This window comes from Achromobacter mucicolens (assembly GCF_902859725.1).
Classification (GTDB): domain Bacteria; phylum Pseudomonadota; class Gammaproteobacteria; order Burkholderiales; family Burkholderiaceae_B; genus Achromobacter; species Achromobacter mucicolens.
Window position 1 is genome coordinate 354,258 of sequence record NZ_CADIJP010000001.1, and the last position, 20,623, is coordinate 374,880.

General features: G+C 67.2%; 16 protein-coding genes. 11 read left to right on the forward strand and 5 right to left on the reverse strand.

Annotated elements, in window-relative coordinates; all coding sequences use genetic code 11:
• The first annotated feature begins 145 nt into the window (after positions 1–145).
• The gene (locus HV786_RS01540) at positions 146–1,564 is read left to right on the forward strand and encodes an aminotransferase-like domain-containing protein (RefSeq protein ID WP_056325966.1); all 1,419 of its coding nucleotides are present in this window, start codon (positions 146–148) and stop codon (positions 1,562–1,564) included.
• A 10-nt stretch (positions 1,565–1,574) separates the two neighbouring features.
• Here HV786_RS01540 and HV786_RS01545 read toward each other — a convergent pair whose 3' ends face one another.
• The 4 genes from HV786_RS01545 to HV786_RS01560 form a co-directional block, all read right to left on the reverse strand.
• Positions 1,575–2,060 carry a dihydrofolate reductase gene (locus HV786_RS01545; protein WP_062839986.1) on the reverse strand — a complete coding sequence of 162 codons (486 nt, stop codon included), beginning with the start codon at positions 2,058–2,060 and terminating at the stop codon, positions 1,575–1,577.
• 71 nt (positions 2,061–2,131) lie between these two features.
• Positions 2,132–4,195 (reverse strand): putative bifunctional diguanylate cyclase/phosphodiesterase, encoded by a 2,064-nt coding sequence (locus HV786_RS01550; RefSeq protein ID WP_175209797.1) that lies wholly within the window; start codon positions 4,193–4,195, stop codon positions 2,132–2,134.
• A gap of 408 nt (positions 4,196–4,603) precedes the next feature.
• Positions 4,604–5,575: a thymidylate synthase gene (locus HV786_RS01555; protein ID WP_128828979.1), complete on the reverse strand. Its 972-nt coding sequence runs from the start codon at positions 5,573–5,575 to the stop codon at positions 4,604–4,606.
• A 115-nt stretch (positions 5,576–5,690) separates the two neighbouring features.
• Positions 5,691–6,134: an OsmC family protein gene (locus tag HV786_RS01560; RefSeq protein ID WP_128828978.1), complete on the reverse strand. Its 444-nt coding sequence runs from the start codon at positions 6,132–6,134 to the stop codon at positions 5,691–5,693.
• Positions 6,135–6,256: 122 nt separating this feature from the next.
• Here HV786_RS01560 and coq7 point away from each other — a divergent pair, with 122 nt between their 5' ends.
• From coq7 to HV786_RS01610, 10 genes are all read left to right on the forward strand, one after another.
• Complete coding sequence (gene coq7, locus HV786_RS01565) at positions 6,257–6,934, forward strand: 2-polyprenyl-3-methyl-6-methoxy-1,4-benzoquinone monooxygenase (RefSeq protein WP_128828977.1); 678 nt, start codon at positions 6,257–6,259, stop codon at positions 6,932–6,934.
• A 767-nt stretch (positions 6,935–7,701) separates the two neighbouring features.
• Entirely contained in the window at positions 7,702–8,808 is a 1,107-nt protein-coding gene (locus HV786_RS01570) for an MraY family glycosyltransferase (RefSeq protein ID WP_056325286.1), read from the forward strand.
• 93 nt (positions 8,809–8,901) lie between these two features.
• Positions 8,902–10,179: a Vi polysaccharide biosynthesis UDP-N-acetylglucosamine C-6 dehydrogenase TviB gene (gene tviB, locus HV786_RS01575; RefSeq protein WP_128828976.1), complete on the forward strand. Its 1,278-nt coding sequence runs from the start codon at positions 8,902–8,904 to the stop codon at positions 10,177–10,179.
• A gap of 11 nt (positions 10,180–10,190) precedes the next feature.
• Entirely contained in the window at positions 10,191–11,216 is a 1,026-nt protein-coding gene (locus HV786_RS01580; RefSeq protein WP_128828975.1) for an SDR family oxidoreductase, read from the forward strand.
• The gene (murJ, locus tag HV786_RS01585; protein ID WP_175209799.1) at positions 11,213–12,562 is read left to right on the forward strand and encodes a murein biosynthesis integral membrane protein MurJ; all 1,350 of its coding nucleotides are present in this window, start codon (positions 11,213–11,215) and stop codon (positions 12,560–12,562) included. The genes HV786_RS01580 and murJ overlap by 4 nt, the downstream gene beginning before the upstream one ends.
• Positions 12,563–13,705, forward strand: a complete 1,143-nt coding sequence (locus HV786_RS01590) for a glycosyltransferase family 4 protein (RefSeq protein ID WP_128828974.1) — start codon at positions 12,563–12,565, stop codon at positions 13,703–13,705. It begins immediately after the preceding gene.
• Between the two features lie 44 nt (positions 13,706–13,749).
• Complete coding sequence (asnB, locus tag HV786_RS01595) at positions 13,750–15,681, forward strand: asparagine synthase (glutamine-hydrolyzing) (RefSeq protein ID WP_175209801.1); 1,932 nt, start codon at positions 13,750–13,752, stop codon at positions 15,679–15,681.
• A 3-nt stretch (positions 15,682–15,684) separates the two neighbouring features.
• On the forward strand, positions 15,685–16,800 hold the full coding sequence (locus HV786_RS01600) for a glycosyltransferase family 4 protein (RefSeq protein ID WP_128828972.1): 1,116 nt from the start codon (positions 15,685–15,687) through the stop codon (positions 16,798–16,800).
• Positions 16,797–17,954 carry a glycosyltransferase family 4 protein gene (locus tag HV786_RS01605; protein ID WP_175209803.1) on the forward strand — a complete coding sequence of 386 codons (1,158 nt, stop codon included), beginning with the start codon at positions 16,797–16,799 and terminating at the stop codon, positions 17,952–17,954. Before HV786_RS01600 ends, HV786_RS01605 begins: the two co-directional genes overlap by 4 nt.
• Positions 17,951–19,084 (forward strand): glycosyltransferase family 4 protein, encoded by a 1,134-nt coding sequence (locus HV786_RS01610; RefSeq protein WP_128828971.1) that lies wholly within the window; start codon positions 17,951–17,953, stop codon positions 19,082–19,084. Before HV786_RS01605 ends, HV786_RS01610 begins: the two co-directional genes overlap by 4 nt.
• On the opposite strand, the gene pgi is transcribed toward HV786_RS01610, so the two are convergent.
• Positions 19,074–20,621 carry a glucose-6-phosphate isomerase gene (gene pgi, locus HV786_RS01615; RefSeq protein WP_175209804.1) on the reverse strand — a complete coding sequence of 516 codons (1,548 nt, stop codon included), beginning with the start codon at positions 20,619–20,621 and terminating at the stop codon, positions 19,074–19,076. The genes HV786_RS01610 and pgi overlap by 11 nt on opposite strands.
• Positions 20,622–20,623: the final 2 nt, after the last annotated feature.

Below are 20,623 nucleotides of genomic sequence, written 5' to 3' on the forward strand. Positions count from 1 at the left end.
GAGGGACAACCGTGGCCGCCGCAACACGCGCGCGGCCAGCGGGATTCGGACGATTCTGGAACGTCCCGCCGGGAATGAAAATATACGATCCGCGCATTTGCCGCTAACTGTATAGTTGTCGGCACCACAACTGTACAGTTTGCTTGTGATCGACTTCCAACCCGTCCGCGGCCGCGGGGCCGCGCCCACCCTCGTCGAACAGCTGGTCGCGGCGATCCTGCGCGCCGTGGAGGCACAGACCCTGCGTCCGGGTATGTCCCTACCCTCGGTCCGGGAGTTCGCGCGCCAGTACGGCGTCAGCACCTTCACCGTGGCCAGCGCCTACAGCCGGCTGGTGTCGCAGGGCTGGCTGGCCGCGCGGCCCGGCGCGGGCTACCGGGTGGCATCGCCCGACGCGCCCACGCGCCGCGCCGAACCGCTCTCCTGGGAGCCGCCGCGCCTGAACGCGGGGTGGCTGCTGTCGGACATCTTTGCCGACCACTCCATCCCCATCAAATCGGGGTGCGGGTGGCTGCCCGGCGAATGGCTGAACGAAGAAGGCCTGCACGTGGCGCTGCGCCACATGGGGCGCGTGCCCGCGATGCGGATCGCCAATTACGGGCATCCCTATGGCTACGCGCCGCTGCGCGAGACCATCGCGGCCAGCCTGAGCGCGCAGGGCATGGAAGTCGAGGCGTCGCAGGTGCTGCTGACGCAGGGCGTGACCCATGGGCTGGACACGGTGATCCGCACGCTACTGCGGCCGGGCGACACGGTGATTGTCGAGCAGCCGGCCTACGCCAATCTCTTGCAGATGCTGCGCCTGGCCGGCCTGCGCGTCATCGCGGTTCCCAGGACGGCCGACGGCCTGGACTGCGACGCCCTTGAGCAGGTGGCGGCCCAGCACCGGCCGCGCGCGCTCTTCATCAACACCGCGCTGCAAAATCCGTCGGGCGCCAGCATCACCATGGCCAATGCGTTCCGCATCCTGCAAGCGGCCGAGCGGCACGGGCTGTGGGTGGTGGAAGACGACATCTCGCGCGAGCTGGCGCCGGGTGTCACGCCCATGCTGGCGGCGCTGGATGGCGCGCGCCGGGTCGTCTACCTGGGCGGCTACTCAAAGGTCATCAGTCCGTCCGTGCGTGTGGGCTATGTGGTGGCGCACCGCGATCTGGTGCGCGACATCGCCCGCACCAAGATGGCGGTGGGCCTGACCACACCCGAGATCATGGAGCGCATCGTGCACCAGGTCATCCGGGAGGGCCGCTACCGCGCGCATATTGCGCGTACCCGCGAGCGGCTGGCCGAGGCGCATACGGAAGTGGCCGAGCAGATGCGTCAGCACGGCTTTGAAATCCATGGCAGGCCGCAGGGCGGCCTGTTCCTGTGGGCGAAGGTGGCGGGGCAGTGGCGCGAACGCGGCGCCAATGGCCTGGCGGAGCTGGCGCTCAAGGACGGCATCTGGCTGGCGCCCGGCTCCTACTTCGAAGCGGACGAGGCCGACACGGCGTGGGTGCGCTTTAACGTGGCGTACTCGGCGGCGCCCGCGCTGTGGCGCTTCATGCGCAATGCGGGCGCGGCCTAGGGGGGAGTCGTCAGGCGCGTTCGTACGTGACGAAGTCGTAGTCGTAGCCGTTTTCGGCGGGCTGCGGTTCGCGCGCCGTTTCCTTCCATTGGAACGAGGGCAGCAGCGGAAAGAACGCATCGCCCTCGACGTCGGCATGGACTTCGGTGGCCAGAACGCGCCGGGCCAGCGGCAGGGCCTGCGCGTAGATCTGCGCGCCGCCGATCACGAAGGCTTCGTCGATGTCGCCGCACGCGGCCACCGCCGCCTCAAGGGTGGGCGCAAGGATGGCGCCGGCGGCGCTGAAATCGGGATTGCGGCTGATGACGATGTTGCTGCGGCCGGGCAGGGGACGGCCCAGCGAATCCCACGTCTTACGGCCCATGATGATCGGATGGCCCAGCGTGCTGCGCTTGAAATGCGCCAGGTCGCCCGGCAGTTTCCAGGGCAGGGCGTTGTCGCGGCCGATGGCGCGGTTGGTGGAATAGGCGACGATCAGGGTAAGGCTGGCGGGCATGCGTGCTGTGAACGGGTAAGGATTGAGCCGGAAGAATGCCGTAAGCGTAGCAAATTGCGGCGCCCGCCCTGTCAGTTTTCCGCGTGTTCCAGGAACTCGGTGGCCGGCATGGGCTTGCCCAGCAGGAAGCCCTGCAGCGAGTCGCAGCCCAGCCCGGTCAGGAATTTCTGTTGCGCGGCGGTCTCGACGCCTTCGGCCACGATGCGCAGGTTCAGCTGCTGCGCCAGCGCGATGATGGCCGACACGACGGCCGCATCTTCATTGTCGTTGTCCAGCTGGTTCACGAAGCCCCGGTCGATCTTCAGCTCGGTCGCCGGCAGCCGCTTCAGGTAGAGCAGGCTGGAGTAACCCGTGCCGAAGTCGTCGATGGAGATCGTGACGCCCAGTTCGGACAGGCGCTTGAGCACCGTCAGGCTCGTCTCGGCGTCGCGCATGGCGGTCGATTCGGTCACTTCGATGGTCAGGCACGCAGGCGGCACGCCATGGCGCGCCAGCGCCGACCGCACCGTTTCCACCAAGCTCGAATGCGAGAACTGCAGCGCTGAGATGTTCACGGCGATGGTCCAGTGCCCCTGGCCGACGTCGATCCACTCGCGCATCTGGCGGCAGGCCTCGTTGATGACCCATTCGCCGATGGAGAGGATGAGGCCGGTCTTTTCCGCCGTCGGAATGAACTGGTCCGGGCCCACCAGACCGCGCGTGGGATGGTTCCAGCGCAGCAGCGCCTCGGCGCCCATGATCGGGCCGGCCGGCGCCTCGTACTTGGGCTGGTAGTGCAGGACGAACTGGCCGCGCTCCTGCGCCAGGCGCAGGTCGTGCAGCAGCTCGATCTGCTCGTGCGCGTCCGCGTTCATGGACGGCTCGAAGAAGCTGTAGCCGGTGCCGCCCAGCCGCTTGGCGTGGTACATCGCCGCATCGGCATTGGTCAGCAAGGAGTGGGTGTCCTCGCCATCGTTCGGGAAGACCGCGATGCCCACGCTGGAGGTCACCAGCACGTCGTGGCCGTACACCGTGACCGGACGGCCGATGGCCTCGATCAGCCGGTCCGCCACGTTGGCCGCGTCGGTCGGTTCAATGACCTCGCTCAGCACGATGAACTCGTCGCCGCCCAGCCGAGCGACGGTGTCCTGCGTGCGCAGCGCCTGGCGGATGCGCTGCGCCAGATCGATCAGCAGCGCGTCGCCGGTATGGTGGCCGTAGGCGTCGTTGACGGCCTTGAAACCGTCCAGGTCGAAGAACAGCACCGCGAAATGGCCGCGGCGGCGGGTCGCGCTTTCGATGGCCTGTTCCATCCGGTCTTCGAGCAGGATGCGGTTGGGCAGTTTGGTCAGGGTGTCGTGCAGCGCCAGTTGCACCAGTTCTTCATTGGCTTCGGCCAGGGACGAGGCCAGGGCGGACGTGCGCGCCTCAAGACGGTTGTCCAGCACGGCCACGACCAGGGCGATGGCCAGCACGCTCAGCGTGACCGCGGTCACGGCGATGGCCAGCCAGCCGGCCGAGATGCCGGCGTCGGCCGCCATGCAGATGCTGCCGGCCGGGAACCCCGCGGCTTCCATGCCGGTGTAGTGCATGCCGACGATCGCCAGCCCCATGACACCCGCGGCCGCCGGGCGCGACAGCGCCACGCGCGGCCCGTCCTGCCGAAGACGGTAGGTGATCCACAGGGCCGCGCCCGACGCGGCGACGGCAATCACCACGGACAGCGCGAACCATGTCGGGTCGTAATCGATGCCGGGCGCCATGCGCATGGCCGCCATGCCGACGTAGTGCATCGCCGCGATGCCCGATCCCATCAGCAGCGCGCCGGCCGCCAGCCTGCGCCACGGCAGCTCGTCCTTGCAGACCATCCACAGCGCGAAGGCCGAGCAGGCGATCGCGATGGCGAGCGACAGCACGGTCAGCGGCAGGTCGTACCCCATCGGGATGGGCAGGCTGAAGGCCAGCATGCCCACAAAGTGCATGGACCAGATCCCGATGCCCATCGCGAACGCGCCACCCGCCAGCCAGAACTTCGCGGCAGGCAGGCCGCTCGATGCCTTCACGCGGTTGGCCATGCCCAGCGCCGTATACGACGCCAGGATGGCGACCCCTAAGGATACGAGGACGAGCGAAGGGTTATAAGTTCCAACGAGCATTTGTGGGGTCCTGTCCTAAGCGCATGCGGCGGCGGCGCGGGGCACGATTTTCAATTCAATTGGTAGTCAACAGTTGCATTACGGTCGCAAGGAGGATCCTGCTCTCGTCGCTGGCGATTCTCACACTCTCTTTATAGGGATGGGGGATTGGGCGGGGCAACGCCAGCGGTCGGCGCGGTTCGGGCGTTCGGCATGGCGCGCCGCGAGGGCCGGTCGATAGCGACGGGGCGCGCGGCATGCTGGACGCGCGTCCGAGGCTAAGGGATGGGTTATACCGAAATCACGCTTCCAGAAGCTCACCAATCTTCACCTGCTGCGGGACGTGCAAGGAATGGGGCGCCGGATGGTCGTCCGGCGGGTTGCGGATCAGCCCTGAAAGGCGGGCGCCGGGCCAGGCCGGCGCCGGGGTCAGACGGCCATTGCGGCCGTGAGGGGCGCGTGGTGCGTGTAGCCCGACAATGAGAAATCGCCAGGTTCGACCTTCTCGAGCCACTCGGGCTCGTAGCGGCCGGTCACGGCGAAGTCGGGAATGCGGTCCGACAGCACGAGGCGGGGTGACTCATATGGCGTTCGCGTCAGTTGCTCGCGCAGCATCGGCAGATGGTTCTCGTAGATGTGCGCATCGCCGATGAAATAGGTGAACCAGCGCGGGGTATAGCCGGTCAGGCGGCCGACCAGGTGCAGCAGCGCCGCGCCTTCGGTCAGATTGAACGGCGTGCCCAGGCCCACATCGTTGGAGCGGATGTACAGGCACAGCGAGATCTCGCGGGTCGTCGCGTTGGGCAGGAACTGGTAGAGCAGGTGGCAGGGGGGCAGCGCCATTTCCTCGATCTGCGCCCAGTTCCAGCCATGGAACAGGATGCGCCGGTCGCCCGGGCGTTCGTGGATGGTGTCCAGGCATTGCCGCAATTGGTCGACCGCCTTGTACAGCAGCACCTTCGGCTCGCCGTCCTGAATCAAGTCGGCCACCTTGGCGTACCCGCGCGACAACGCATCCTCGATCTGGGCGGGGCGGCTGGCGTCCAGCATCTTGTAGGCCGGCCATTGGCGCCACTGCACGCCGTACACGGGCCCCAGGTCGTCCGGGCCTTCGCGATAGGGGTTCGCCAGCCACTGGGCGTTCTCGTTGGCATTCTGGTCCCAGACCTTGCAACCCAAATCGCGGAATTCCGCCGCGCTGCGCGAGGCGCGCAGAAAACCCACCATTTCGCCGATGGCCGACTTGAACGCCAGCTTTTTGGTGGTGACGGCGGGAAAGCCCTGCTGCAGGTCAAAGCGCAGCGAGGCGCCCGGCATGCTGAGGGTGCGGATGCCGGTCCGGTTTTCCTGCCACGAGCCGGTGTCGAGGATGGATTGAACGAGGTCCAGGTATTGTTTCATGGCGATCCTTGTGCCTGCTGTCCCAGTCCGGGAAGCAAGCGCGCCGCCACGAACGCGTCGCGGCGGCGCCTATATATAGTGAATGCCGAATTACACCACGGCCGCGCGAGGCGGCTCAGGTGGTGGCGGCGGCTTCCTGCGTGTCGACGATGTCGACGGAAAATGTCATGGCGGCCGTCTTTTCCAGCATGGCCGAGGCCGAGCAGTACTTTTCGTGGGAAAGCTGCACGGCGCGCTCGACGGCCGCGCGCGGCAGATTGCGGCCGGTGACGGTGAAGGCGAAGTGAATGCGGGTAAAGACCTTGGGGTCGGTGTCGGCGCGCTCGGCCTGCAGCTTGACGCTGCAACCGGTGACCGCGTGGCGGCCGCGCTTGAGGATCAGCACCACGTCGTAGGCGGTGCAGCCGCCCGTGCCCGCCAGCAGCATTTCCATGGGGCGGGGCGCCAGGTTGTGGCCGCCGCCGTCCACGGCGCCGTCCATCACGGCCACGTGGCCGCTACCCGTGCTGGCGGTAAAGAGCATGCCGCTTGGGCCGCCCCAGTCGATCGTGCATTCCATTTTGGTGAGTCCTTGAGCTTGAGCGCAGTCAATGGCTGATGATACCCGTTGCGTACAATCCCGGGCATGAGAACCCCGCCTCGCATCAGGGGTGCGGGGTGTCCGATTTGCCAGGAGATGCCATGTCCCCCACGTTGTCCCAAACCGGTCCTGTTTCCCTGCGCCGACGCCACGGTCCCCTGGATGCCCTGCTGGCCGAGACCGACCGGGCGTTGCGTGTGCTGTCCGGCAACGCCAGCGCCGGCCGGGCCTATCCCGCCACCGCACAGGAATCGCCCCAGACCCTCTCAGCACAGGAAAAACGCCACGCCGCGGGGCTCATGCGGGTCAATCATGTCGGCGAGGTCTGCGCCCAGGCGCTCTACCGTGGCCAGGCGTCGGTCTGCAAGGAGCCCGCGCCGCGCGCGCTGCTGCTGAACGCCGCCGCCGAGGAAGTCGACCATCTGGTCTGGTGCAACGAGCGCCTGAACGAGCTGGGCAGCCGGCCCAGCTTGCTCAATCCCGTCTGGTACGCGGGCTCGTTTGCCTTGGGCGTGATGGCCAGCGTGGCGGGCGTGCCCCGCAATCTGGGCTTCATGGCCGAAACCGAAAAGCAGGTCGAGGCCCATCTGGACGAACACCTGCGCACCTTGCCGGTGCAGGATGAGCGTTCCCGCCAGATCGTCCAGAAGATGAAGGACGACGAGGCGCAGCACCGCGCCAGCGCCGAGCAGGCAGGGGGCGTTCCGTTGCCCGCACCCGTGAAAATGGCCATGCGCGCCATGTCCAAGGTAATGACGACCACCGCCTATTGGATCTGAAACCGCGCCTGCAAAAAATGTTGCAATGCGCAAATTCCGCCGCCTCATGGTGCCTGAGGCACCATTTTGGTGCGGTGGCCAGGGTGGGATTACCCGCGATGATTCAGGGTTATTCCGCAAGGGGTAAACCCGTTTCGCAAAAACCCGGTTTTGGGCAAGGTCGTTGATTGGCGCGGCTTTGCGAGAGGGCCGCGAAAAATTTGCAGCAAAAAAGCAACGCGTTCCGGGCCCTCGAAAATAGATCAAAAAAAATCTTGCAACGCACAAAAAACGTAGGTACTATTCACACATCGGATGTTGAAACGCAGACGGCGCGGTGAAAACCCCGGAAGCGTAGCGAGCAGAAAGCCAGCTCCCAACATGCCACGGTTGTCTCCTCCACCCTCCTCCTTTGGTGGATTTAGCCCGAGATCTCACGATCTCGGGCTTTTTTTTGCCCCGAATCGTTGCGTCCCTATTTGTAAGCGATCGCGGCAATTCCCGCGAGTCGCCGCGCCGCGCGGATGCTCTCAGGGCCCCGCGTTTTCCCTCGGATAATTCGCGTGCCCAGAGGCGGAACGCTCTACAATCTCCCACATGAAACCAGTACTGCCGGGCGCTCGCGCGCCAGCGCGTTCCAGTCACATGCGCGGCGGACGGATTGCCCGCCTGCGCGCGTTACGTTCTGTGCCGCGGAATTGCACTTCTTTATCCCTCCCATATATGGGCGTTACACCTGCCTCCGATAATGGCGGGCCTGTCTCGATAGACCAACCAGAGGTGATCCAGTGACCTGGCTGTACATATGCGTGGTCGCGTTCATGGTGGGGGGACTCATCGTGGCGTCCGAGCGCTGGCATGGCGCGTTTACCGGCGATAGCGACCTCAACAAGCCCCAAGCCAATCATTCCCGCGCGACGCCCCGCGTCGGCGGTCTGGCGGTGCTTGCCGGTACGCTGGCTGGCCTGCTGGTCCTCGGACCCAGCAACATGACCCTTACCTGGCTGTGGCCCGCGCTGTTCGTCGCGGCGTTGCCCGTTTTCGTGGCCGGCCTGCTTGAAGACATCACCAAGGACATCGGCGCCAGCAAGCGTTTGCTGGCCGCTTTTCTATCCGCGGCCATCGCGTGGTGGCTGCTGGGCGGCGTCAGCCGTGTCGGCATGGCCCCTGTGGATTACGTGCTTTCGTTCTGGCCTGTTTCGCTGCTGTTCACCATGTTCGCGGTGGGCGGCTGTACCCATGCCTTGAATATCGTGGACGGCATGAACGGCCTGGCCGGCATGGTCGCCACGCTGATGGCGGTGTCGATCAGCCTGGTTGCCCTGCAGGTCGGCGATGTGCCGATCTTCCTGGTGGCCGCGGCGCTGGCGTCGGCCACCCTGGGCTTTCTCGTGTGGAACTTCCCGTTTGGCCGGGTCTTCCTGGGCGATGGCGGCGCGTACTTCCTGGGCTTCATGCTGGCCGAACTGGCCGTGCTGCTGGTTGTGCGCAACCCGTCCGTGTCGCCGTTCTACGCGCTGGCGGTCCTGTTCTACCCCGTCTTCGAAACCGGTTTCTCGATCTGGCGCCGCCGCTTCAAGCGCGGCGTGCCGGTGGATCAGCCCGATGCGCTGCACTTGCACCAGCTCGTGTTCCGCCGGCTGGTCCGGGTCACCTTCAGCCGCGGCCGGCGCCACGCCGTCCCCGCGCTTTGCAATGCGCTGGCGTCCCCGTACATGTGGGTCCTGGCGCTGATCGGGCTGGTGCCAGCCACGATCTGGTGGGACAACGCCTGGGCCCTGAGCGCCAGCCTGGTTGTCTTTGCCAGCGTCTATATCTGGCTGTACGCGCGCCTGGTCTCCTGGCGCCGCCCGGGGTGGCTCTTGCTGCCGTCCGTGCTGCGAACCACCGATTAGTTTGAGTGCCCCGGCGGCAGCCGCCGGGGGCTCGGTATCCATCACCAGACCATCTTTAAAATGCCGTAAACGTTCTACGGTGAAGGGAGAGTTATGTTGCGAATCCAGGATGTGAAACTCGCTGTCGTCGGCCTCGGCTACGTCGGTCTGCCCCTGGCCGTGGAATTCGGCAAGAAGCGCCCGGTCATTGGCTTTGACATCAACACGCGCCGCATCGACGCGCTGAAGGCGGGCCACGACCACACGCTGGAAGTCAGCGACGCCGAGCTGGCCGAAGCCAAGCAGCTGAGCTACACCGCCGATCGCGCCGAACTGGGCGAGGCCAACGTGTTCATCGTGACCGTGCCCACCCCCATCGACGAATACAAGCAGCCGGACCTGACCCCGCTGGTCAAGGCCAGCGAAACCATCGGCGCGGTGCTCAAGCGCGGCGACATCGTCATCTATGAATCCACCGTCTATCCCGGCGCCACCGAAGAAGACTGCGTGCCGGTGCTGGAGCGCGTGTCGGGCCTGAAGTTCAACGAGGACTTCTTCGCCGGCTACAGCCCCGAGCGCATCAACCCGGGCGACAAGGAACACCGCGTCAGCACGATCAAGAAGGTCACCTCGGGCTCCACGCCGGAAGTCGCCGACCTGGTCGACAAGCTCTACAAGGAAATCATCACCGCCGGCACGCACAAGGCGTCCAGCATCCGCGTGGCCGAAGCCGCCAAGGTGATCGAGAACACCCAGCGCGACGTGAACATCGCGCTCATCAACGAACTGGCCCTGATCTTCAACAAGATGGGCATCGACACCGAAGCCGTGCTGCAAGCCGCCGGCACCAAGTGGAACTTCCTGCCGTTCCGTCCGGGCCTGGTGGGCGGTCACTGCATTGGCGTGGACCCGTACTACCTGACGCACAAGGCGCAATCCATCGGCTACCACCCCGAGATCATCCTGGCGGGCCGCCGCCTGAACGACTCCATGGGCAGCTACGTCGTGTCGCAGCTGGTCAAGTGCATGACCAAGCGCCGCATTCACGTGCAGGGCGCCCGCGTGCTGGTGATGGGCCTGGCCTTCAAGGAAAACTGCCCCGACCTGCGCAACACGCGCATCGTGGACATCGTCCGTGAACTGGGCGACTACAACGTCGACGTGGACATCTACGATCCGTGGGTGGACGCCGACGAAGCCATGCACGAATACGGCCTGACGCCGGTGGCCAAGCCCGAGGAAGGCAAGTACGACGCCGTGATCCTCGCCGTGGCGCACAACCAGTTCAAGGACATGGGCGCCGAAGGCATCCGCAAGCTCGGCAAGCCGCAACACATCCTGTACGACCTGAAGTACGTGCTGTCGCCCGCTGAATCCGACCTGCGTCTGTAAAGGATTTCGCCATGACCACACGATTCGATACTGTCACCCAGGAACTGTCCGCCGCGCCGCGCAAGTGGCTGGTGACCGGCTGCGCCGGCTTCATCGGCTCGAACCTGCTCGAAACCTTGCTCAAGCTTGACCAGACCGTGACCGGCCTGGACAACTTCGCGACCGGCCACCAGCGCAATCTGGACGAAGTCCAGGCTTCGGTTTCGCCGCAGCAGTGGGCGCGCTTCACCTTCATCGAAGGCGACATCCGTGACTTGGACGCCTGCCGCCGCGCGGCCGAAGGCGTGGACTACGTGCTGCACCAGGCCGCGCTGGGCTCGGTGCCGCGCTCGCTCAATGACCCCATCACGACCAACGAAGTCAACATCGGCGGTTTCCTGAACATGCTGGTCGCGGCGCGCGACGCCAAGGTGAAGTCGTTCGTCTATGCGGCGTCCAGCTCCACTTACGGCGACCATCCGGCGCTGCCCAAGGTCGAGGAAAACATCGGCAAGCCGCTGTCGCCCTACGCCGTGACCAAGTACGTCAACGAGCTCTATGCCGACGTCTTCGCGCGCTCCTACGGCTTCGAGACGGTGGGCCTGCGTTACTTCAACGTGTTCGGCAAGCGCCAGGATCCGGACGGCGCCTACGCCGCCGTGATCCCGAAGTGGACCGCCGCGATGATCCAGGGCAAGGACGTCACCATCAATGGCGACGGCGAGACCAGCCGCGACTTCTGCTTTGTGGAAAACGCGGTGCAGGCCAACATCCTGGGCGCGCTGGCCGCGCCCGAGGCGCGCAACCAGGTCTACAACGTGGCCGTCAGCGGCCGCAGCACCCTGAACCAGCTGTTCAGCTTCCTGGTACAGGCCCTGGGCAACCAGGGCGTGAACTACGCCAAGCAGCCGGTCTACGCTGACTTCCGCGCGGGCGATGTGCGCCACTCGCAGGCCGACATCGGCAAGGCCGGCCGCCTGCTGGGCTACGCGCCCACGCACACGGTGCTGCAAGGCCTGGAAGTCGCCATGCCCTGGTACACGCAGTTCCTGCGTTGAAAGCACTCGTCCGAAAACTCGGCAACATCCACCCGGATCATCAGCGCATCTTCAAAGGCGCGTTCCGGGTGGCGGTGTTTCTGCTGCTGGGCAAGGCTGCCGGCGCCATCAAGGAGATGGCGGTGGCGTACCGCTACGGCGTCAGCGACGCCGTAGACGCCTACCAGTTCACGATGACCATGGGCACCTGGCTGCCCGTCACGATCGTGGGCGTGCTGTCGGTGGTGCTGATCCCGGTGCTGGTGCGCCTGGCGCGCACCGGCGGGGCCGAGAAAGAACTCTTCATTCGCGAACTTCAGGGCTGGGTCGCCGCCGCCGGCGTCGCACTGGCCCTGTTGACGTGGTTCGCCTGGCCGTATGTGGTGGATTGGCTGGGGCAGGGCCTGTCGGCGCAAGTGCGCGCCATGACGGGCGACCTGCTGATCGCCTTTGCCCCCGTGGCGGCGTTGCTGCTGATCGCCGGCATCAGCGCCGCGCGGCTGCGCGCGCAGGAACGCCACGTCAACACGCTGCTGGACAGTGTGCCTGCCGTGGCAACGCTGGCCTGGGTCATGCTGGCCGCCAGCGCCGAGGGCGTGGGACCGCTGCTGTGGGGCACGCTGGTCGGCTACGCCATCCAGACCGTCTGGCTGGCCTGGCTGGCCGCGCGCGCCGACGGCGGCTTCTGGGGCGCGCCGTCACTGACACTGAAGTCGCCGCATTGGCCTGAACTGATGGGCGCGGCCGGCGTGATGCTGATCGGCCAGGTCGCCATGAGCTTTGTGGGTCCGCTGGACCAGTACGCGGCCGCCAACCTGGGCGCCAATGCCAACGCCACGCTCGGCTATGCCAGCCGGCTGCTGTCCCTCTTGCTGGGCATCGGAGCCGTGTCCGTGGGCCGCGCCGCGCTTCCCGTGCTGGCCGATGTGCAGGCGCGCGGCGACACGGCGCGCGCGCGCAGCATGGCGCTCAAATGGTCGTTGCTGATGGTCGCCGCCGGCGCCGGCGCCGTGGCGCTGGGCTGGGTCCTGGCGCCCTGGGGCGTGTCGGTGCTGTTCCAGCGCGGCGCCTTTACCGCCGAAAACACCGAAGCCGTCGCGCACGTGCTGCGCTGGGGCTTGCTGCAGCTGCCGTTCTACTTCGGCGTGCTGATCCTGGTGCAACTCCTGGCCAGCCAGAACCGCTACCGCATCATGGCCGCCATCGCGGTCGCCAATTTTGCGCTGAAGGCCGTGCTGAACACCGTGCTGGCGCCCCGCATGGGCGCGGCCGGCATCATGCTGGCCACCAGCCTCATGTATGTGCTGTCCTTCGCCTGCTACCTGGCCGTGGCGATGCGCAAGGCCGAACCCAAGGAGGCCGATTGAATGTCCGTAGCCGACCCCGCCCGTCCGGCGCGCGTGTTGCTGTTCATCCATTCCCTGCACGGCGGGGGCGCTGAGCGCGTCGCCGCCGACCTGAGCGCCCACTGGGCGTCCGAGGGCAGCGATGTCATGGTGGTTACGCAGGCCAGCGCCGACGGCGATGTCTATGCGCTGCACCCCAAGGTGCGCCGCGAGGTCCTGCACACGGCGGGCGAGGGCGGCGGGCTGCGCGGCATTCTCGGCAACCTGCAGCGCGTGCGCGCGCTGCGCCGCGTGATCAAGTCGTTCCGGCCCGACATCGTGCTGGGCATGATGACCACGGCGTCGGTGCTGTCCGTGCTGGCCTCTGCGGGCCTGAACTGCCAGGTCATTGCAACCGAACACACCCATCCGCCGTCCCAGACGTTGTCGGGCTTCTGGCAGCGGCTGCGCCGGCTGACCTATCCGCGCGCCGCGCGCGTGGTCGCGCTGACCCGCGGCACCGCGCAGTGGCTGGAACAGCATGTGCCGGGCTCGCGGTTGGCAGTCATTCCCAACCCGGTACACTTCCCGCTGCCGCGCGCCGAACCGCTCTTGCAGCCGGCTCCCCGGGATGGCCGCAAACGGCTCCTGGCGGTCGGGCGTCTGCACGGCGACAAGGGTTTCGACCTGCTGATCCAGGCGTTCGCGCAGCTGGCGCCGTCGCATCCCGGCTGGGATCTGGTTATTCTGGGCGAGGGCAGCGAACGCCAGTCGTTGGAAGCGCAGGTGCGCGAAGCCGGGCTCGAATCGCGCATCTCGTTGCCGGGACGTGCCGGCAATGTCGGCGATTGGTACGACAGCGCCGATCTTTACGTGCTGACTTCGCGCTTCGAAGGGCTGTCCAACACGTTGCTAGAGTCCATGGCAAGCGGTCTGGCGGCGGTCTCGTTCGATTGCGACACGGGTCCGCGAGAGATCATCCGCCACGGCATCGATGGCGTGCTGGTGCGGCCCAACGGCGACGTGCCGGCGCTGTGCGAGGCGCTTGGCGTGGTCATGGGCGATGACAATGGCCGCGCGCGCCTGGCGCAGGCGGCAACCGACGTGCGCGACCGATTCTCGGCCGTGCGCGTGCTGCGGAAATGGCAGGAACTTTTTGACGGCGTGCGGGCGAAGGGCCGCTAGGGCCCCGCGCGCGCCGTTGCTACGGTGACCACGAGAATCTCATCATGTGTGGAATAGTCGGAATTTGGGGCCCCCTGGGGAACAAGGAACAGGTGCTGGCGGACAGCTGCCGGCGCATCCGCCACCGTGGGCCCGACAGCAACGGGTTCTGGGAAGATACTGACGCCGGCATCGCGCTGGCGCATGTGCGCCTGGCGATCCTGGACCTGACCGAAGCCGGCCATCAGCCGATGACGTCCGCGTGCGGGCGATACGTGATGGTGTTCAACGGCGAGGTCTACAACCATCTGGACATCCGCAAGCAGCTCGAGGACTCGGCGCGGGCGCCGGCCTGGCGCGGCCATTCGGACACCGAGACCCTGCTCGCGGGCTTTTCCGCGCTGGGCATCGAAGCCACGTTGCAGGCCGCGGTCGGCATGTTCGCCATCGCGCTGTGGGACAAGGCCGCGCGCAAGCTCGTGCTGGCGCGCGATCGCATGGGTGAGAAGCCGCTCTACTACGGCTACTCCAATGCCGAACTGGTGTTCGCCTCGGAGCTCAAGGGCCTGATGCCGATTCCGGGATTCGGGCGCAACCTGAACCGCAACGCGCTCGCATCGTTCATGCGGCACAACTACATCCCCGCGCCGCAGTCTATCTACGAAGGCATCGCCAAGCTGCCGCCCGGCACGTGGGTCGAGTTCTCGGCGGACGACACCCGCAGCCGCCGCATGCCGGAGCCGCGCGTGTACTGGTCGGCGCGCGAGGCCGCGGACACGGCTGCGCAGCACCGCCTGTCGTTCGATTCGGACGCGCAAGCCACCGAGGCGCTGGAAGGGGTGCTGTCCAAGGCCGTCGGCGGACAGATGCTGTCCGACGTAAGCCTGGGCGCCTTCCTGTCCGGCGGCATCGATTCGTCAACCATCGTGGCGTTGATGCAGGCGCAGAGCTCGCAGCCGGTGCGCACCTTTGCCATCGGCTTTCACGAGAAGGGCTACGACGAGGCGCAGCACGCGAAGGCCGTGGCCACGCACCTGGGCACCGATCACACCGAACTCTACGTCACCGCGGACGACGCGTTGGCGGTCGTGCCGACGCTGGCCGACATGTATGACGAACCCTTTGCCGACTCGTCGCAGATCCCCACGTCGCTCGTCACGCGCATGGCGCGCCAGCACGTCACGGTGGCCTTGTCCGGCGACGGCGGCGACGAACTCTTCGGCGGCTATTCGCGCTACTTCCGGGTGGACAACTGGTGGCGCCAGTTCGAGCGCGTGCCCGGCCTGCTGCGCAAGCCGGCCGGCGCGGTGCTCAGCGCCTCCACCCATCTGCCCGGCCGCGGCGCCTGGCGCGGCAAGGTCGGTAAGCTGGGCGAACTGCTGCGCGCGGACACGCAAGGCGAGTTCTACCGCCTGTTCGTGTCGTATTGGTCAGACCCCGCCCGTGTGGTGAAGGGCGGCGTTGAACCCGAGTCGGTGTTCGAACGCGCCATGCAGGGGTCGTTCTTCGAATCGATGATGAAGCTGGACACGGTGACCTACCTGCCCGACGACATCCTGGTCAAGGTGGACCGCGCGGCGATGGCCGTCAGCCTGGAAACCCGCGTGCCCCTCATCGACCACCGTGTCTATGAATTTGCCTGGAGCCTGCCACACCAATACAAGGTGCGCGGCAATACGGGCAAGTGGCTGTTGCGGCAGGTCCTGCACCGCCACGTGCCGCAGGCGCTGGTCGACCGGCCCAAGCGCGGCTTTGCCGTGCCGCTGGCCGCGTGGTTGCGCGGTCCCTTGCGGGAATGGGCCGACGCGCTGCTGAATCCGTCGCGCCTGCGCCAGGAAGGCTGGTTCGAACCCGAGCCCATCCTGCGCAAATGGCGCGAGCACTCGTCGGGGCATCGCAATTGGGACAGCCATCTGTGGGGCGTGCTGATGATGCAGGCCTGGCTGGACCGCTACCGGGCGGGGATGGATCAAGGGGGACCGATTGAGGACCGTTGAGGAATGAAAATACTGATGCTGGTCAGCTCCATGCACGCCGGCGGCGCGGAACGCGTCGCGGCGACCCTGGTCAACGCATGGTCCGAGCGCGGAGACACCGTCATCCTGACGCCCACCTACTCATCCAAGGGCACCTGCTTCTATCCCCTGTCGGACAAGGTCCAGCTCGCGTGGCTGGCGGATCTGGCCGGCACCCGGGCGACGGGCGCGATGGCGGCGTTCAAGCGATTGCTGGTCCTGCGCAAGCACATCCGCGATTCCCGGCCTGACGTGGTTGTGTCCTTTCTCACCAACGTCAACGTGGCCGCCATCCTGGCCACGCGAGGCCTGGATGTGCCGCTGATCGTCTGCGAGCGCACCAATCCAGTCGCCGAGACCACCACCGGCTCTGTCTGGCGCAAGCTGCGCCGTGTGCTGTATCCGCGCGCCGACATGGTGACCGTGCAGGCGGAAGACACCGCCGGTCCATTCGCGCGCCAGGTGCCCGGCATCCGGCGACTTGCCGTCATTCCCAATCCGCTTCCCGCGCCCCTGCTGGATGCGCCGCTGGTGCAGCAGCGCCAGGACGCCGGTCCGCGCGAGCTGATCGCGATGGGACGGCTGGTGCCCGACAAGCAATTCAATCTCCTGATCGACATCTTCGCGCAGCTTGCGCCGGAGTTTCCGGACTGGAACCTGCGCATCTGGGGCGAAGGCCCCGAGCGCGGCGCGCTTGAACAGCAGGTGGCGCGCTTGCGCCTGCAGTCGCGCGTCAGCCTGCCCGGCCGCACGGAAGCGCCGTGGGAAGAACTGGCGCGCGGCCAGGCCTTCGTGCTCAGTTCGCTCGTCGAGGGCTTTCCCAATGTGTTGCTGGAAGCCATGTCGCTGGGGCTGCCCTGCGCGGCGTTCGATTGTCCCAGCGGTCCGCGCGAGATGACGCGCGACGGCCAGGATGCGCTGCTGGTGCCGGCGGGCGACCGGGTCGCAATGACCGATGCCTTGCATCGCCTGATGAGCGACGCGTCCCTGCGCGCTCAACTGGGCGCGCGCGCCGCCGCGGCCGTGCGCCAGCGTTACGCGCTGGCCAGCGTGCTGACCGAATGGGATGAACTGTTCGAAGCGGTGCGGGAGGGGCGATGAGCACCCGGCCGCTGCGCATTCTGCACGTCATCACCGGGCTGGGGCAGGGGGGCGCCGAATCCGTGCTGTTCCGCCTGACGACCTGGCCGCAGGCGGACGTCGAGCACACGGTCGTCTCGCTGACCGATGAAGGCCTTTACGGCGAACGCCTGCGCGCCGCTGGCGTCACGGTGCACACGCTGGGCATGAAACGCGGGCGGGTCAGTCTGGGCGGTTTTTTGGCGCTTCGGCGTCTGATCGCCTCGGCCCGTCCGGACGCCGTGCAGACCTGGATGTACCACGCCGACCTGATCGGCGGCCTGGCCGCCCGCACGGCGGGCGTGCGCGCCATCGCCTGGGGCATCCGCAATTCCGGGGCACACCTTGAACGCAGCAGCCGCTCGGCGCGGCTGGTGCTGCGCGCATGCGCCATGCTGTCGGGCATCGTCCCGCGCGCCATTGTGTGCGCCGCGCAGAATGCCGCGCAGCGCCACGCTGAAAAAGGCTACCGCCGCGACCGCATGGTCGTGATCGCCAACGGCTATGACCTGTCGCGCTACGCGCCGGACCCGCAGGCGCGCTCGCGCGTGCGCGCCGCATGGGGCCTGTCCGAGGACGTGCCCGTGATCGGCTGCGTGGCGCGCTGGGATCCGCTCAAGGACCACGCCAACCTGCTGCGCGCCGTGGCCGCGCTGGTGCGCGATGGCCGCGACGCGGGGCTGCGCTGCGTGCTGATCGGCCGCGACATGACCGAAGGCAACGCGCAGCTTGGCGCCTTGCTCGACAAGCTGGATCTGCGCGACCGCGTGGTGCTCAATGGCCCCAGCGACGACGTGCCCGCCGTCATGAACGGACTGGACCTGCACGTGCTGTCCAGCTGCGCAGAGGGCTTTCCCAACGTGGTGGCCGAGGCCATGGCGTGCGGCGTGTATTGCGTGGTGACGGACGTGGGCGACGCCGCCTACATCGTCGGCGATACTGGCGTGGTAGTGCCGCCCGAGCAGGCCGAGGCCCTGGCCCGCGGCATCGAGTCCGCGCTGTGCGACGTGGCCGCGCGAGGCCGCGAGCGCGCGGGCGAGGCAGGACGCGCGCGCGTCCTGGAACATTTCGATCTTGCACGCATGGTGCAAAGCTATATCGCCGTCTGGCGCCGCATTTCTGGAGTCCAAGCATGAGCGCCGGACGCTGCCTGCTGTTTGTCGTCAACAACCCGGCGTTCTTCATGTCGCACCGCGTGCCGGTCGCGTTGGCCGCGCAGAAGGCGGGCTACGACGTCCACGTCGCGACGATGGACGGCCCCGCCGTGGCCGACATCCAGGCGCTGGGCATGACCCATCACGCCATTCCCATGACGCGTAGCGGCAAGCACCCCCTGCAGGAGCTGGGCACGTTGCTGGCGCTGGTCCGCCTGTTCCGCCGGCTGCGGCCCGACGTGGTGCACCTGGTCACCATCAAGCCCGTGCTGTACGGCGGCATCGCCGCGCGGCTGGCGCGTGTGCCGGGCATGGTGGCGGCGATTTCCGGATTGGGATTCGTGTTCCTGTCCAATTCGCTGAAGATGCGGCTGGTGCGGGCGGTGGTGGCGCGCCTGTATCGCATCGCGCTGGGCCATCCGAACAGCCGGGTGATCTTCCAGAACGCCAACGACCGCGACCTGCTCAAGTCGCTGGGCGCGGTACGCGAGGAGCAGGTGGTCATCATCCGCGGCGCGGGGGTGGACCTTGACGCCTTCCGTCCCACGCCCGAGCCGCCTGCGCCGCCCGTGGTCGTCACGATGGTGGCGCGCCTGCTGCGCGACAAGGGCGTGCAGGAGTTCGTGCAGGCGGCAAGGCTGCTGCGCGAACGTGGCGTGCCGGTGACGATGCAACTGGTGGGCGGCCTGGATGCCGGCAACCCGGCTTCCGCCACGCAGGCCGATGTCGACGCGTGGCAGCAGGATGGCTGCGTGCAGGCGCTGGGCGAGCGATCGGATGTGGCGGCGCTGTATGCGGCCGCGCACATCGCGGTGCTGCCGTCCTACCGCGAAGGCCTGCCGAAATCCTTGATCGAGGCCGCCGCTTGCGGACGCGCGGTCGTGACGACCGACGTGCCGGGCTGCCGTGACGCGATCGAGCCTAACGTCACCGGCCTCCTGGTGCCGGTGCGGGACGCCGCCGCCCTGGCCGACGCCATTGCCCGCCTGGCCAAGGACGCGGCATTGCGCCAGGCGATGGGCGCGGCGGGCAGGGCGCTCGCCGAGCGCGAGTTCGACATCAACCAGGTCGCGCGCATTCACGTCGCGCTGTACGACGCGCTTAGCGCCTGATCGCGTCGATCCAGAAGCGCGTGGATGGGTCCTGCTGGCTGGGCTGGGGCGCGTCCAGCTCGCGCATGATGTTCTTGGCCAACACCTTGCCAAACTCCACGCCCCACTGATCGAAGGGGTTGATGCCCCAGATCACGCCTTGCGTGAACACCTTGTGCTCGTACAGGGCCAGCAGCGCGCCCAGCGTATAGGCTTCCAGGCGCGGCAGCACGATCAGCGACGACGGCCGTCCGCCCGGGTGCACGCGGTGTTGCGCCAGCAGGCGCGCGCGTGCCGGATCGCGTTCCGTGGCGGAGGTTTCCGCCAAGGCTTCTTCAAAGGTCTTGCCGCGCAAGAGCGCCGAACGCTGCGCCAGGCAGTTGGCGACCAGCAGTTCGTGGTGCCGGGCGTACGCATGGTCCGGCTGTTCGCACAGGATGAATTCCACCGGCGCGCCGGCCGCATCCTGATGCAGCCACTGGAAGAACGTGTGCTGGCAATCCGTGCCCGGCATCCCCCACACCGCGGGACCGGTCGGCACGCCGGCCGGACTGCCGTCGGCCGTCGCTACCTTGCCCAGCGATTCCATTTCAAGCTGCTGGGCCCACGGCACGATGTGATGCAGCCGCGAATCGTAGGGCGCGATCACCAGCGAGTCATAGCCCAGCACGCTGCGGTTGGCCACGCCGGCCAGGGCCAGCTGCACGGGCGCGTTCTCGTCCGGCGGCGCGTTGCGGAAATGGTCGTCCATGGCCGCCGCGCCCGCCAGCAGCCGGTCGAAGGTGTCGTTGCCGAACGCCAGCGCGACCGGCAAGCCGATGGCGGACCACAGCGAATAGCGCCCGCCGACCCAGTCCCAGATCTGGAAGATGTGGTCGGGCAGGATGCCCAGGTTGAGCGCCGCCTCGACGTTGCAGGTGATCGCCACGACCTGCTTGATCGGATCGGCGACGCCGGCTTCGCGCAGCCAGTTCATCGCGACCTCGGCGTTGGCCAGCGGTTCGGTGGTGGTGAACGACTTGGAGGCGACGATGACCAGCGTGTTGTGCGGATCCAGGTGGCTCATCGCTTCGGCAACCGAATGCGAGTCCACGTTGGACGCAAACCGCACGTCGCGGCGCGCGCCCTCGTGGCGCAGCGCGCGGGTGACCAGGCGCGGTCCCCAATCGCTGCCGCCAATGCCCAGATGCAGCACGCCGCTGTAGCGGCCGGCCGCGTCGGCGGCGCGCACGAATTCGCGCAGGCGTTCGCGCTCGGCAAGCACCGCCTTGGCCACCATTGCGGGGGGCTCGGCCGCGCGCAAGGCGGTATGCCAGGCGGCGCGTCCTTCCGTCCAATTGGCCTGACCGCCATCGAACAGGCGCGCGCGCCAGGTATCGAAGTCCTGCTGCGCCAGCAGAGCCCGTGAGGCGGCGAGTAGTTCGGGCGATTGCGCCTGTGCGCTCAGGTCCAGGCGCAGCCCGGGCGCATTGATGACGCGCAGCTTCTGGCCATCCCGGGATGCCGTGCGTGTTGCGGCGGTGAACTGCTGCCACGCGGGGCTGTTGGCTAACGACATGG